We start from the raw sequence: 14,198 nt of genomic DNA, 5'->3' as shown, positions 1-14,198 counted from the left end.
CTAAGGAAGGGGGCTAGTCCCGCCTCCCTTACCAGATATGGTGCATGGGCGGCGGTTCACATGTAAAGCTAAATTTTGTGGAAAACCGCAATAAGTTGTGGACGAATTGAAGAAAGCTACTGAATAATGGGCAAAACGGAGGCGAATGTTTGCCACACCTGACCGCAGGGACGCAACCTGTGTCAGGCATAGAACAGTTTTCAGTGTAGCCGGTCAGCAAAATCGGCAGTGTTTGACACCAATATCTGCAGCAGAACGGTTTTTACCCAACAGCGAATGACTCGAGGTCGCTTGCTGACTGCCCGCTGCCTTTAAAAGACCGCGATTTGGACAGGCATTCAATAGTCGTTGAACGCACGTTTATCGCTCAATCAAGGGGGCGAACTAATCAACAGTTCAGCGCAGCCTCAGAAGAACCCGCCCTCAGAAACCTTCAGCTCAAAAAGCACCGAGGTGACGGTGTCTGCGGCGTGAATGGTTGGATCGAGGTTCATGATCGCGCCGGTGGCGGCGTCCAGGCCCGCATGGGTATCGGAAAGAACCTTCTGGCGGTTCATGTCGGCCGCAGTGCCCGTCCCGTCCGAGGATTTCCAGTCCACAATCGTCGTGTAACTGGTGTTGCTTTGGATGATGATTTCCGCGTCAAACCGGCAAACCGCGTCGCCCGCTGGCATATCAAACTGGTCCTGATAGCTTCCGAACGTATCCCATTTCAGGTTGGCTGAGGCATTGCTGCCTGTTTTCTTAAACACCTGGCGCAAATGAATGCGGCCCGATCCGATCGTCCCCAGATGATTGGCCACCTGCACCACCTTGGGAACATAGGCGTCATCGACCTCTGCGCCGGTATCGCCCGGGTCCAGGTTGGTTTCGACCTTGTCAACATACAGCGTGTGCATTTCGCCAGAAGGCAGTGGCGCGAACCAGCGCACCGAGCCATCGACGGCCTCGACATTGACCCGGCGGCCGATAAGGTTTGGGTTGACCGCATTGTCATCGGCACCGTCCAGTTCGAATCGGTACAAACCCGACCCCCTGAACTCGCCTTCCGGGCCGAACAGCACGCCGTCCGACGGCAGCTTGATCCGCAACGTGCCCCGGTTCTCTACTGCGGTATCAATTGCAATATCGCCACAGTTAAAGCCCCGCACCGCTGTGGCCGTCGCCGCTGCAACGTCGATTGTGAAATCCACACCGTCAAGGATTGTCACTTCGGTCTTCGGGAACCCTGCTGCGTTCTTCACAAGCGCTTGAGGTTCATCGAGATCGAAAACGCCCGTGTCATCGAAGGCTTCAAGGGGTAAAGCGCCGTCGAAGTCGGACGCTTCGAACGTGCCGCTAGCGCCCCAGATCAGTTTGCCCTTGCTTCGACCTGCTGCGCCCTCAACAACATCACCAAAGAGCCTGTGCGTTGCGGCCTTGATCCGCGCGGTTCCGTTTACCTCGAGGGTGGCGTTGGAAAAGTCAAACGGCGGGCCTTCGCATTCGATGTCGGGATCGGTAAGCTCCACCTTTGTCATGTCCTCTCGGCGCTTGCTGTTTGTGAAAAAGTCCTCATCAGCGTCCCCGCTCTGATATTCCGTAAAGCACATCACACCGTACTTGCAGTTGCGCACCTGCAGCTTATGGACGGTAACATCCCCCCGGAAAGCCGCGGCCTTGCCGGACGCACCCGCCACGTAGGGGGAGAAGAAGATTATGTCCTCACATCCTTGGTGCGTGTCGAGCGGGGCGTTCTCACCACCTTCACCATAGAACCCATACACCCGTGCGCCTCGCGTGTTCGCAGCGCCAGCTACTTTCAACAGGTCTGTTTCGCCAACAGCGATACGAACGCTGTTGGTCGTGTATACGTGTCGGTCATCAATCCCGGTCAGGCCGTAAATGTGTGTGGCCAGCCCAGTGTCCGAGACGCCGTAGCCATGTTGGTCGTTTTCGGGATCATTGGCCAGATGTTCGGCGTGACACTCACGGAGCGTCAGGTTGTATGTACCGACATTCGAAATCATGGCGTCATAGCCACGCGTCTGGCGCAGGTTTTCGACCAGCCCATGGGAGTAAGGTCCGATTTTCAAGAAAGTCCCGGTCCACAGAGCGCCCCCTTGGCCAGCCGCATGGCCATCGTCGTACCAGGCGTGGACGTTCTTGAAAGCAAACTCAGCACTCATATCGGGCACGATAATGCGTGCGTTAAATGCCGTGGTGAACGCCTCAACCAGAGCCTCATCCCCCGCGCTTACCGCTGGGTGTACGCCTCTGATCTTATCGAGAGGTCGGGAGAGCACCACGTTGGTCGTGGTGCTGCCCCGGCCCACAAAGGCGTAGCGCGCCTTGCGATACTGTGTGGTCGCGCTCCCCTTGTCGCGCTGACCGGGCTCGTTCGCATCGGAGACGACCATGATCACCTGACCGGGCCGCAATGCCGTCCCCGTGTCCACGACAGGGAGGTTGGTGCTCCCCGCGACGTAATCTTCCGCCAGGTCGTAGCTTTCTATTTCTGGAGTAAAAACAAACGTGCCACCATTCGTGGACTTGCGCACCGCAGCGCCACGCCCATCAAACTTGACCGTGCCTGTGTGGGTGATTTTGCTGGTGATGTTGTAGGTGTCACCAAGCCGACCATGCACCGTCTTGCCAGATGCTTTCGACCACGCGAACGCCTCGGCCAGGCGCATGGTGTCATCCGTCTCTCCGTCGCCAGACAGCCCAAAGTGCGGGCACTCGGCTTCTCCTGACGGTTCGACACCCGGCATTGCATGTACCGGATCGCCCGCCGCGCTGTTGAACGCGTAGTTCAGGCCACCGGCGGCGATGATTTCCCCATCCGGCAGGCGCCAGTCTGCCTGCAATGCGGCGCTGGCCAGTTCGCGGCTGGGGAAATCGCGCGTGATCAGGCGGTATCCCGCAGGCGCGATACCGGGTATAACGGGTGCCGTGGCGTCCCGCTGAACCTGATAGACCCAATCATCCTTGCGCAGATGAATGATTGAGCATTCCGCCACATCAAACCCGTCGCCAATGGCGTCCGTCAGGTCCGTCACCGATGCAAAAGCGTGCTGCTGGGTGGACCCGGCGGTGCGGCCCAGCGATTGCACGTCAATGGCGCCCCCGCGCGCCGCATTGACCGCCGTGATATCCGCGCGCACATGCTCGGGAAGGAAGCAATCATCAAAATTCAGCAATGTCAGCCCCGCTGGCATATCCTCGGCCACGAACTTTGAAAAGTCCGCCTTGGGTGCTTTTTGCAGACGGAAAGTCGTCAGGGTCCGGGGCCACAGGCGCGGCTCGACCAGCCCGCTGAACTCTGTATGACCCGCGATGTAGATCTGCGACAGCGGCGCTTTCGGCCCCAGGGTCAGCCCCCTGATCTGGCCGGTGGGATCAGCATTGTTCACGGCCAACGTATAGGGCTGATCCTCCCCCGCAAAAGCTGGCAGCCAGACCTTCAGCCGCGCGGCGGGCTGTTCAACCACAAGGCTGACTGCCTTGGTTACCTCATCCGTGGCCGTCTTGGTCTGCACCCCGTCCAGATCGAACACCACAGGCGCGCCACCCACCACGCTGCCGATGGTGACCGTATCCGCGTCCCCGGTGGTCGGATCGAACGGCATCTCGGCGGCCAGGTGATACAACTCGCCATCAATGATCGTGGCGGCCTGGCCAAGCCCCGCATAGTGCAGCGCATCCGATCGAATGCCGGGGTCATGATCCAACGAGACATCCGCGAAGCGCCGCCCGTATTCGTCGATTCCCAGACCCGTGGCGTGAATACCGTCGCCCTGCAGCTCCAGACCGGCCGCGCTGACCAGGCGCAGGTTGTCATAGCGCCCCGAGGCCACCAGCCGCGCCCATTCCCGGTTCGCCCGGTGAGCCGTGCCACCATCCGCCTCGCGCATGACCTCGCCAAAGATCAGCCCGGTGCGTGCATCGCACCAGCTTTGCGCCCGCCAGCCTTCGATCAGCTCGCCGAACCGTTCCTCGCTGATGGTGTAGAGAGGCCCCAGATCCGACCAGTCCTCGCCATGGACCATCCCGATGAAATCAGCCGTATCTTTGCCCGCCACCAACGTGCCGGATGCAGCCGCCAGCGCCGCCGTCATCGCCGCATCAAAGGTGGTGAAATTCTCGCCACCGGGCAGGTGAGTGGCCAGACCAGAGCCGCCCACCGGCTCGTTCACAATCAGCACAGGGCGGCGCAGTTCTGTTGCCAGACGCTTGGCCCAGGCAAAGGCCACGGACGCGATCTGGCCAGCGGTTGCAAAGGGTTCCGCCCCCAGCTGCGCTGACACGATCTCACCAGCGACATGGTCCCATGCAAAAACATCCGGGTGGGTGGACAGATCGCCCCCGGTCTGGCCGGGGTTCTCGCCCGCATTGGACTGGCCCGTCATTCCGATCACGATGGCTTCAGGGGCGTACCAATTTGATCCGACCTGAATTTTCTGGGTTCCCAGCGGTTCTGTGGCCCCAAAGGACACCCAGCCCAGATTGCCAATATGCTGCTCCATTCCAACAATCTGTCGGACACTGGGCATCGACACACGGACGGTGCTGCCGTCGCGATTTCCAATGAGCTCATCAACGATCGTAACCGGATCAAGTGTTGTTGCGCGAACGCCAGCTGCAGCCATGTTCCGCTCCTCCTAGTAGATTGTGATTGTGAAGGGCCCGGCCAGTGGGCCAGGCACGCCGTCCGCGTTTTGCGGTTCCAGCCAAAGAAAATGTGAGCCCTGATCCAGGCAAGCGGCTGTTTCGAGATAGGCGGTGACATCATCGACCGCGCCGTCGAAATCAGAGCTGGCCAGCAGCTCGATCGTATCGTTTCCGGTTACGGCCTGGATACGGTCGCTATGATTTCCATCCACCGCGATATCTGCGCCAGGCCGATCTGACCCGCCTGTCAGGCGCGCGGTCACCGTGCCCGCCGTGCGGCCCGAGACAGAGAGCGCAACCCGGTAGTATTTTCCAGCCAATGCACTCAGGGCCTGGCTGATCGCATCGGCACTGCCTGCGCTATGCTGTGCCACGCCCGCACCGATGCTCCAGCCCGCACCCAGCGCCCAGGACAAAGCATTGTCCATCTGCCCGCCGACCACCAGGTCGGTGCGCCCGGTATCGCCTACGCTCAGGGAATGGCTCTGCTTTGGGGCTACGGTCAGGGCCGCGCCCACGGCGTCGGTCTCACGATCCAGCACGGCCGAGTTGGACCGATAGAGCTGCACTTGCGCGGTGCTTGCATCTTGGCCCGTAGCAAACTGGATCAGTGCGCCGCCCAGAAGGGTTGTAACGGTGATGGCTTCCTCGTCCAGTGCTTCTGGGATGGCCGTGTCCGCCGCACCAACATTGACTGTCAGGATTGCGCTATCTGGCCCCGTCACTCCGGTCGCGCTGACACCGCGCAAGCGTAGCTCCACCACATCTCCAGTCATGTAGAGGTCCAGGCTTCCACCGCCGTTGGCGGCCGGGATCGAGACGGTTGACCAGGCCTCGGCGCCATGAAGACGGTGGTCCAGCTCATAGCTCGCGGTTGCAATCGCGCCCGCACCCGGCTCAATAAGGAAGGTGATCAGGCCCTCTTCATCTGTGCCATCCAGACCCGAGGCGACTGAGAAAAAGCGCGGGGCTGACGGTTGTAGCAGGTTTGCATCCAGCTCCTCTCCAACGCGGGAAGACCAGGTGGGAACTTCGGTATTCGCCAGAACGGCGTCGATCTCAGGAGCTGCATCAATCGTATGAAGGATCGAACACATATCTTCGCTCGCTTCAACGCCGCGAACGATATGCAATGCACTTTCCGACGCCAGCGGACCAAAATGTACAACATCCCACTGCGCCGGCAGAGCGCCGTTGCCCTCCAAGCTTAAAAGCTGGGTCTCTCCGATGTTCGCCCTGACCTGGCGAACAACCGACGTGCCGATCGAATCTTCTTGGCCTGCAAAAACACGAAACCGGATGGCGTAGGTTTGGCCTTCTTCAATCGTGACCAGCTCGTCCAGCTCGATCGCGTTGCCGCTGACCGCGCGGACCCGTGCGGCGAGCTGAACCCGGCTCAGCACATCATGAGACAGCATGATCGCATCCCCGCGCGTAACCACACGAACTGCGCCATCCTGTGTGGCCTGATAGGTGTCGGCGCGATAGATGGTTTCGAGCTGGCGACGGCGGGCCTCGCGCCAGACCTCATCGGCATAGACCTTCCCCGGCAAAGCCAGCGCCTCGGTCAGTTCGATGTCGCCGTCATAGCCCGGCCAGCGCACCACACGCTGTGTCTCCTTGAAGTCGTTTCCAGCGTCCTTGAAGGTGACGACAAATGCATGGGGCGGGTCTGCATAGGCACGCTGCCATTTAAAGGCCCAGGAATTGCGCGGGTTGACGTGGTCTACGATCAACGCGTTCTCGTCAGGGCGATCAATGACGACCCCCCAGGTTCGTCCGTCATGGCGCGGTGTAGCACGCCCTGCTCCTGCTACTTCGGCCAAGATGTCGCGCAGAGTTGTGCCTTTGTCCTGAAGAACTCGGTTATAGGTCAAGCCTTTCGCGGTGCAGAACTCTGCGAACTCCTCAATTTGGGCGAGGTCAAGGTCCGCATCGTCAGCTGGTTTGGGGTTGGCGGGGCTTTGCAGCACATGGCGGTACAGGCTTGCAGGGCTTTGCGTTGCGCGGGCGACCCAGCTTTGCGTCGCTTCATTCCAGTCAGCGCAAATTCGGCGGGCCAGCACGTTGAAACTGTCCAAAGCTCCGTTGAGCTGGTGGGTGGCCTTGATCCTGACAGCCACAAGGGCCAGCGGGCGCGGATAGGCCAGCGGGTATTCGGGGCGGTGAGTTTGCAGCGCCGCCCAGTTGGTGCGTTGTTGCACCTGGCTGCTTTCGGTCTCATCCGTCAACATGGTTAGGCGCACTTGCCAACGGGCGCGCGATGGGAAGTCCCAGGAATGCTGCCGGAAAAAGCCCTCGGTTTTGCTGGCGGCGATCTCCAGCTCCTCGACCAATTGCCACTCAGTGGCCTCTACCAGGCGCTGCTCGACGCGCACACGGACAGAGTGGGTCCTCTTGCGGCCTTTATCGTTGAAACTGACCAGGCCTGCGGGAAAGGCCAGAATGACACTGGCGCCCGAGGCATCAGCGCCTGTGGTGCGCACAACCGGGGTTTCGATAGCAGGCTCGCCCGCGATGACCTCACCCAGATCATCGCGCGGCAACGGGCGCGTCAACTCGACGCCGATCTGCTCTTCGACGATCTGATTGGGAAAAAGACTGACAGGTAGTTCGCCGGGGATTCCATAGCGCACCTCGGTTTCCACCTCGTCAAATTCTGACAGACTGGTCTCGCCGATCCGCATATCGTCGATCGCCAGCTCGCCTTCGCCCAGCACAAACAACGCGCGCAGATACTGATCATCGCCCACGATTTCTGTGTAAGGATGCGCAGCAAAGGGCGGTGCGAAACGCACTGTTCCCAGCACCACTGGTACGGCTCCGTCGGGATCGAGCTGGTTTTTCCAGCCGGAAATCGAATAGCTTTGGCGCACATCTTCCTGGGTGGCGGGCGGGATAAGAGCATTCACCAAAAGCTGGCCAACCATGCTGGCGCCCAGCGTAACGAGCGCCGTACCGGCAGCTTTCCCGATCCCCAGGGCGGCCCCCACGGTTGGGCCGAATACGTTGCCGATCGCCACCGCCGCGACGGATACAACAATCTGGAGAACCGAGCGCAATGTGTCTTTGGCTGGGATAAGGCGGATCACGATTTGGACACCCGGCTTGGGTCGAGTTTGAGACCAATACTCGCGCGCCAGCAGGGCCGTGCCTTTAGGCGAGGTCAGCGAAACGCGCAACTGGCCCCATTGATTGTCGGGAACCGCCGGCAGCGCCTGGCGAATGATCTGGTCCACACTCAGGCCGTAAGGCATATCCAAATTGAGGCGATACTGGCCGGGGTCAATCGCCGTGCTGGCCAGAACATGGATCGGTAAATCCTTCATCGCGGGGCCTCCGAGACGATTTGAACTGGGCGTTCAACAGCCCTTGAATGGTGGCGATAATGCCCCGCGAAGCGATTGGCCCAGGGGCCGTGGCGATAGTCCTGGTGTTTGGCCGCGTCCTCGGCTGCCATATGGATCATGATCCCGTGACGCACCACTATGCCCAAATGCGTGGGCAGCCGGCCGCGCCGAAACACCGCGATATCAAAGGCGATGGCCGGGCCACTGACGGGCAGCCACAGGGGAGAAACCTGCGCCCCCTCGATCAGCGCCGAGATCTCGCCATGCTCCTCGGCCGAGCCATAGCCCAGATAGTCCGGCAAGCTGATGCCCAGCTCTTCTGCGTAAATGATGCAGGCCAGGCCCCAGCAATCCGCCCCCTCGCGGGTGCGACCGAGATCCTCGTGAGGGATGCCGACGAAACTGTTGGACCAGGTCATTCGGGATTCCCCTCTTGGGACAGCGATACGCAGCTGTTACCCATCAAGTGTCGGAGGGCGCCCCAACGCCCTCCGACATTCATTCCTAAGTGATGCAACCACGAAAGAACGAACCTGATGAATGAAGAGGAAATACTCGATGAGCTTGAAGAGCTTCGGCTTACGCAGCTTGTCCACTCAACCTTTATATCCCTCGTATTGGCCGAACTGACACTTGAGCACCCCACGGTACGCGAGTCGTTGGAGAACTTGCTTTGGCAGGCCGAAGAAAATGCCAAAGTGCACATCCCGGCAGAGGTTGGACAGATGATGCCAGAGATTAACCGCATCACGAAGGATCTCTTTGCTTTGGTGAATAAGCAGCTTCCAACGCCTTTGAAGCCCGTGAAAATTTCCCGATAGAAGCCTCCACCTGAGCCGCCAAACTTGGCGGCTCTAGGCGGCGGGTTTTGGCTTTGCGGCGCAATATCCGGTTAATGAGTTTGATTATCCTCCTCATAGGTGCAGCCCCGGAAACTTGTGGCGGCTCATCCGGCCGGAGGGGAAATGCTCCAGCTCGATCTCTTCGCGCGACAGCGACAAAACAATCTGACCCGCATCTCCCTCGGCGTTCATCAACTTTAGACCGAGCCATTCGCCCTCGATGTCGCTAGGAGAGGAGGCCAGGACCACAGCCATGTGCATCTCCGCCAGCTCAGTGAAGCTGCGCAGCACTTCCGTCATACGGTCGTCCAGATTCTCAAGAACGATCTGCGAGGCAGCAGGTACGTCTTCGCTGTCGTCAGGAATGACAGCGCTCGCGATGATCCAAAGATATGGATCGCTTAGCGGATTGGCTCCGCGCCAGGCTGACCGCGTCCCATAGATCAACGGGTCCACGCTTAGGCGCTCCGTGTTGTCCGTGGAAAGTCGGATCGGACCTTCCAGAGCCGGATGGTTGATTTCGAACAGGACAACCTCGATCTCAGCCGAGTGGTGTTCATCATGCGCCTGGCGCGCGTTCAGGGAAATTCTGCGGCTCATGGCATCACCACAATCTGAAAAGATTTTCGAAACTCGACCTGGCCTGCGATGCTTTCTTGCGGGGGCTCATCGCCCCAGGCACAAAGCCATGTTGCAGCAACCAAAAGCGGCGTATTGTCATCGACCAGCAAGGGCCGATCATCCTCATCAAGAAGCGCCCAGCCGTCAGTGGTCGGGTCCGGCATCCAGAAAAGATGTGCCCCGTGCGCGCATTCCAGGCGATAGAACTGGTCAAAGACGGCCTTTTGCGTCCGCGTCAGAATAACCGACAGCGTGACAAACTCAGCCGCCGACGAAAAACGGCGGCGATAGCCCGGCGGGCCGCCATCATGCTGGCGCTTCCGGCGCGCGTCCTGGGGCTGGGCGTTCCAGGTCTTGCGCTCGGGGCGCGGGAGGGTATCGGGCCAGGTCGCAATCATCCGCGCGCGATCCCCCGAGGTTTGAGCCCATAGCGGCTGCCCATGACCTTGGCTGCCTGCCCGCCGCGCGCGCCGGTGCCGGTCGCTACCGCATCGGATAGAACCAGATCGTACCTGCGCTGCCCGCGCGCATCGGTGCTTTCCTGAACCTGCATATCCAGCGCGGCGGAGCTGTTGTTGATCGGAGCGATGATCGGGGCAAAAGTCACATTGGCGGGCTGCATCGTTCCGGTACCTGTCAGGAACGAATACCCCCGAGCATGGCTGACATACCCACCACTTTCATAGCCCGGCATCGTGCCACGTCGGATTGCTTCCAGATTGGCAACTCCGATCCTGGCTGTGCTGACCGCATCGAAAACGTACTCGCTCTCGTGAACCAAGCCTGCCACGCGTTTTGGGTCAGAGCCACCGGTGGCCCCACCGCCGGAAAACCCAGGCAAGCCCAGAGCCTTGAGACCCAGCCCGATCAGCGATCCGAAAATGCCACCACCACCCGATCCAACCTGAACCTGTGAAAGCGCCTGACCAAATACATCGAACCCGCCCCCTAGAACATCGAGGTTCTGCGTGGCCGTGCCCGTCGTTGTGGAAAAACGGGTGAGTGCCTGCTCGGCGGATGCCAGGCGCCGATCCCAATGAAGCGACCCCATCGGATTTGCGGCGGACCACCCGGCCGGTCGTTCAAACCCAGCAAAAGCGGAGGTGGCTTCCTGCACATCGATTGAGGCCAGAAGCTTTTTAAGAACCCCCGCTTCCGAAGTTTTCAGCTCCCGCCATACATATTCAAGTTGAGCGTTGACATCGCCCAAGCCTTCACGCCCACCAACAGCATCGAGCAGTCCGGCACCGCGCGTCTTGTGATGCTGGAACAGGCCGAAAGACGTTCCTGCATCGCCAACCGCCTGGGGGTTGAAACCGCTTTCCACCTGCACATGGCCTAAGATCCCGGAGACCTGATGTGGGGCCAGTCCTTTGCTGGAGAAGAAATCCCAAATCTGGCCCGCGACGGGGTTGTTCGATAGGTTTGCCGCGCTGAAGTCGGTGCCCACCCCACCCATGATTTGACTGACACCACCGCCGCCAATCACTACGGTCGCGGCGGTGACATCCATCCGTGCGACAGATTGAGCGGCAGTTCCTGCCGCAACGGAGGCCGGATCAACCTTTACTGACTTGCCGACAAGGCGATCCCAGATCCCGGCCAGCCCGCCGGCATCGCTCAAGGTCGCGTAATCCGTTCCGACGAGCGCATTTTTGAGAGGGTTTTTGATTGCCAAATCGGCAGCCAACGTCTGGATTTCCTCTGCGACTCCCTCGAATACTCCCGGAATGTCCGCATCGAACATAGCATCGACGATCTTGTCGATCGCGCTCTCGGCCGAGCTTTGCACATCCTCCCAGGCATCCACCTGACGGGCAACTTCAGCGGCCAGATCGCTTTCGGCCAATGCGCCTTCGCGGATCTGATCGGCCAATTCGCTGGCCGCATCGATATTGCGTTGCCGAATTTCCAACTCGGCCTCATAGAGTGCCAGGGCCTGACGGCGGATGGTTGCGTTCTGGCCCATCAGGGCCTGCTCAAATTGCAGTTTGGCCAGAGATTTGGTTTGCGCCTCCAACAAGGACTGCGCGCTGGCGAGGATGCCGAACGGATCGACCCCGGCCAGACCCTTGGCGAGTTCCCATTGAGCCCGCAGGTTCTCCATCGTGGCTTCGGAAACATTCAGGGTTTTCAAAGACTGTTCAAATTCTGCGCGGGCCGCATCGATTTGAAGACGCTTGACCTCCAGGCTGTCCTTTCCATGGCGCAGGATGGCCTCATTGATACGCACCTGGTTTTCCAGGCTGGCGATCTGAGCTGCTGCAGATTTTTCGACCTTGTCCGTCTGAACATCCCGAATGGCTTTGCGCTGTTGCTCTAGTAGTGCTTCCGCCTTGGCGATCTGCTCATCGGTGGCGCCGAGTTCCGCCAGGCGGATTCGCAACACTTCCTTGGCCTGTTCCGTGCGCAGGCGCTCCACCTCAACGCTGAGCTCACCATTCGTCACGATGGCCGCCGCGACGGCGCGCTCATCCTCCATGCTCGTGAGTGTCGCATTGATGGCCTTTTGCCGTTTGCTATCTCGCAGATAAAGCTCTTGTGACTGAGCTTGCTCTAGAGCGACCAAGGCTTCTTTTTCTTTCGCGCTGCCTTCTTCAATATTCATCTCCCGAAGGCGCAATTGCAGCGCCTCGCGGGCATGGCGATTACGGACAGCATCGACCTGTGAGCTGTTTTCCCCGTACTGTGAAATCGCGGCGGCCAACTCGGCCTGACGGGCATAGGACGTTGCCAGCTTAGCGACCTCTTTGTCCTGGCGCGCAGCCAAAGCGCTGCCGTTAAACATGGCCTCAATTTCAGCCGTCTTCTGGGCCACATCACCCAAGGTTAGCAGCACCTTTAGGAGGTCATCATTAAGACCTGTGATCGGTCCGCCTTCTGCAAAATCCAGAATAAGAGATTTGACCTCGGAAAACACCTTCTGCGCTTCGCCGGCCTCAGCAAGATCGGTAATTTTCTGACGACGCTGCAGGAACTCATCGTAGGAGGGGCCGCGGCCATCAGTGAGCGCGGCATAGTTTTCGCGACTATGTTTAGCCTCCAGAGCCTGGCTCATTTGTCGGCCAAGACTGTCTGGCGCGGCGGTCATCGCTCCGGGTCCAAGACTACGCTTAACCCATTGTCCCCAGGTTTCCTTGTCGAAGTCGAGAGACTCTGAAAGGACACTTTGAAGGTGTTTCAACCCGGCGGCCCGGTCCAGTGCCAACAAGGCTTCGGTCATATCCCGAACGTCGCCGGCCATTGTGCCGAAGGTCAAAGACAGGTTCTGGTCGCGCAGGGTTTTCAGCCGATCGGCAACAGATTGCAGACTACCATCCAGCTTGTTCATGCGCTCATCGAGCGACCCAGCGGACTCTTCGGTCGAGAGCAGCATCGAGACCAAGGGCGTTCCTAGCGCGACCACTGCCCCCATCACAGCCCCAATCATACCCATGCCGCCCAGAAGTTGGGGCATCTGTTGGGCAAAAACGATCGATGCGGCGGTGCCAGCCTGCAACTGGACCGCCGCATCGGCAATTTGGTAGCTGGCATTCTGAACGCCGCCGCGCATCGCCCTGGAAGAGCGAGCAACCCGGTTCTGCCCAGCCGCCAAGGCATCATACCGCCCCTGAAGCAGCTGCATACTGCGATTGGCTTCGTCTTGTGTGGCCACGCCCGAAGCAACGGCGGCATTCACGACCTTCTGGGCTGCGGCCAGTTCACGTTCCGCGCGGATCAGCGGATCGATGCTTTCTTCTAATGCACGGTACGCCTGTTGTGCCCTTGTAGCATCCTCGAAAGCCCGTGCACTTTCCCGCGCTGATTTCCGATCAGCACCAAAATCGTTGAACGTGGTGTTAAGGCGGCGCTGCATTCGCTCGGCCGCCTCGGACTGCACTTTGACTTTCTGGAAGTTCTGCGCGGTTTTTTCGGCTGCGCCGGACATAGTATCCAGCCCGCCGGTGACGCGCTGCGCCATGCCGACAACAGCAGAGCCGTCCGCTTCAACAACCAGTTTCGCGCGCATTTCTGTCATGTCGCCTCCAGCACCTTCAGCGCGGCCCGTTCAATGATGCCCAGCCCATCCAGTAGGGCGGGGTCCGGTGCGATCTTCAGCCAGCGGGCCGCCACGTCGATTTCGCTCAGATCGAAGCCAAGCAATTTGGCTCCACCCATCGGCTTGCTGACCACGCGCCACTTTCCGACGGTTGCCAGCGCCAACTGGATCAGGCGGCGCTCGCTTTCGGGGAGGCGCAATTCAGGGGCATCGACGCCCATCATGGCTTCGGCCTGTTCCTGCGCCTGCTGGCGGGTCAGCCCGCCTTCGGCCATCAGATCTTCAATCAGGTCATCGGATATGGCCGCGCCGCCGTAGATCGCCTGCGCGGCCAGGGTCAGTTTTTTTCCCGCAAACCCAACACGGATTCGGACAAGGCCCGATCGACGGCTTCTCGCACGGGCCGCTGGCGCAACAGCCGGGCGCGGGCATCTTCGGAAAACGCCAATTCACCGCTACCGCGTACCTCGATGCCATGCCAGCCGACCCAGTATTTCGAGAGGCGGTCGCGGACCCCGGAAATGACGCCGGAGATGCTTATGTCTTCAGGCTTGGCATAGATCTCCAGTTCATCCTCTGGCAGCCGGAAAATGCCCGTGAACTCTCGGGTATCCACCCCGCCGTCAGCCGGGTATTCGACGGTCACCGGCCATTCAAACGTGTAGTCAGGATCAAAAACGAACATGGCTATCC

At 59.9% G+C, this 14,198-nt stretch carries 9 protein-coding genes; 1 reads left to right on the top strand and 8 read right to left on the bottom strand.

The genetic code is table 11. The annotated features are described in order from the left end of the window. Window positions 1–407: 407 nt before the first annotated feature. Genes ACXADQ_RS03735 through ACXADQ_RS03725 form a run of 3 tightly spaced genes read right to left on the bottom strand, consistent with a single transcriptional unit; the run spans window position 408 to window position 8,422 of the window. The gene (locus ACXADQ_RS03735; protein WP_475315717.1) at window positions 408–4,631 is read right to left on the bottom strand and encodes a hypothetical protein; all 4,224 of its coding nucleotides are present in this window, start codon (window positions 4,629–4,631) and stop codon (window positions 408–410) included. A 12-nt stretch (window positions 4,632–4,643) separates the two neighbouring features. Further along, window positions 4,644–7,982, bottom strand: coding sequence for a host specificity factor TipJ family phage tail protein (locus ACXADQ_RS03730; RefSeq protein ID WP_475315713.1), 3,339 nt, complete (start codon window positions 7,980–7,982; stop codon window positions 4,644–4,646). Further along, the gene (locus ACXADQ_RS03725; RefSeq protein ID WP_475315709.1) at window positions 7,979–8,422 is read right to left on the bottom strand and encodes an NlpC/P60 family protein; all 444 of its coding nucleotides are present in this window, start codon (window positions 8,420–8,422) and stop codon (window positions 7,979–7,981) included. The genes ACXADQ_RS03730 and ACXADQ_RS03725 overlap by 4 nt, the downstream gene beginning before the upstream one ends. A 117-nt stretch (window positions 8,423–8,539) precedes the next feature. Here ACXADQ_RS03725 and ACXADQ_RS03720 point away from each other — a divergent pair, with 117 nt between their 5' ends. Next, window positions 8,540–8,824, top strand: coding sequence for a hypothetical protein (locus tag ACXADQ_RS03720; RefSeq protein WP_475315706.1), 285 nt, complete (start codon window positions 8,540–8,542; stop codon window positions 8,822–8,824). A 93-nt stretch (window positions 8,825–8,917) separates the two neighbouring features. Here the strand turns inward: ACXADQ_RS03720 and ACXADQ_RS03715 are convergent, their stop codons facing one another. From ACXADQ_RS03715 to ACXADQ_RS03695, 5 genes are all read right to left on the bottom strand, one after another. Then, window positions 8,918–9,445 carry a hypothetical protein gene (locus ACXADQ_RS03715; protein WP_475315704.1) on the bottom strand — a complete coding sequence of 176 codons (528 nt, stop codon included), beginning with the start codon at window positions 9,443–9,445 and terminating at the stop codon, window positions 8,918–8,920. Then, complete coding sequence (locus ACXADQ_RS03710) at window positions 9,442–9,864, bottom strand: hypothetical protein (RefSeq protein ID WP_475315700.1); 423 nt, start codon at window positions 9,862–9,864, stop codon at window positions 9,442–9,444. The genes ACXADQ_RS03715 and ACXADQ_RS03710 overlap by 4 nt, the downstream gene beginning before the upstream one ends. Next, on the bottom strand, window positions 9,861–13,484 hold the full coding sequence (locus tag ACXADQ_RS03705; protein ID WP_475315698.1) for a phage tail tip lysozyme: 3,624 nt from the start codon (window positions 13,482–13,484) through the stop codon (window positions 9,861–9,863). Before ACXADQ_RS03705 ends, ACXADQ_RS03710 begins: the two co-directional genes overlap by 4 nt. Continuing rightward, window positions 13,481–13,780: a hypothetical protein gene (locus tag ACXADQ_RS03700; protein ID WP_475315696.1), complete on the bottom strand. Its 300-nt coding sequence runs from the start codon at window positions 13,778–13,780 to the stop codon at window positions 13,481–13,483. The genes ACXADQ_RS03705 and ACXADQ_RS03700 overlap by 4 nt, the downstream gene beginning before the upstream one ends. A 62-nt stretch (window positions 13,781–13,842) precedes the next feature. Next, complete coding sequence (locus ACXADQ_RS03695) at window positions 13,843–14,190, bottom strand: hypothetical protein (protein WP_475315693.1); 348 nt, start codon at window positions 14,188–14,190, stop codon at window positions 13,843–13,845. Window positions 14,191–14,198: the final 8 nt, after the last annotated feature.

The sequence above is a fragment of the Thalassovita sp. ABM4_323 genome (assembly GCF_056158665.1).
The sequence above is the reverse complement of the archived record's forward strand: the minus strand, read 5'-3'. Positions and strand labels throughout refer to the sequence as shown.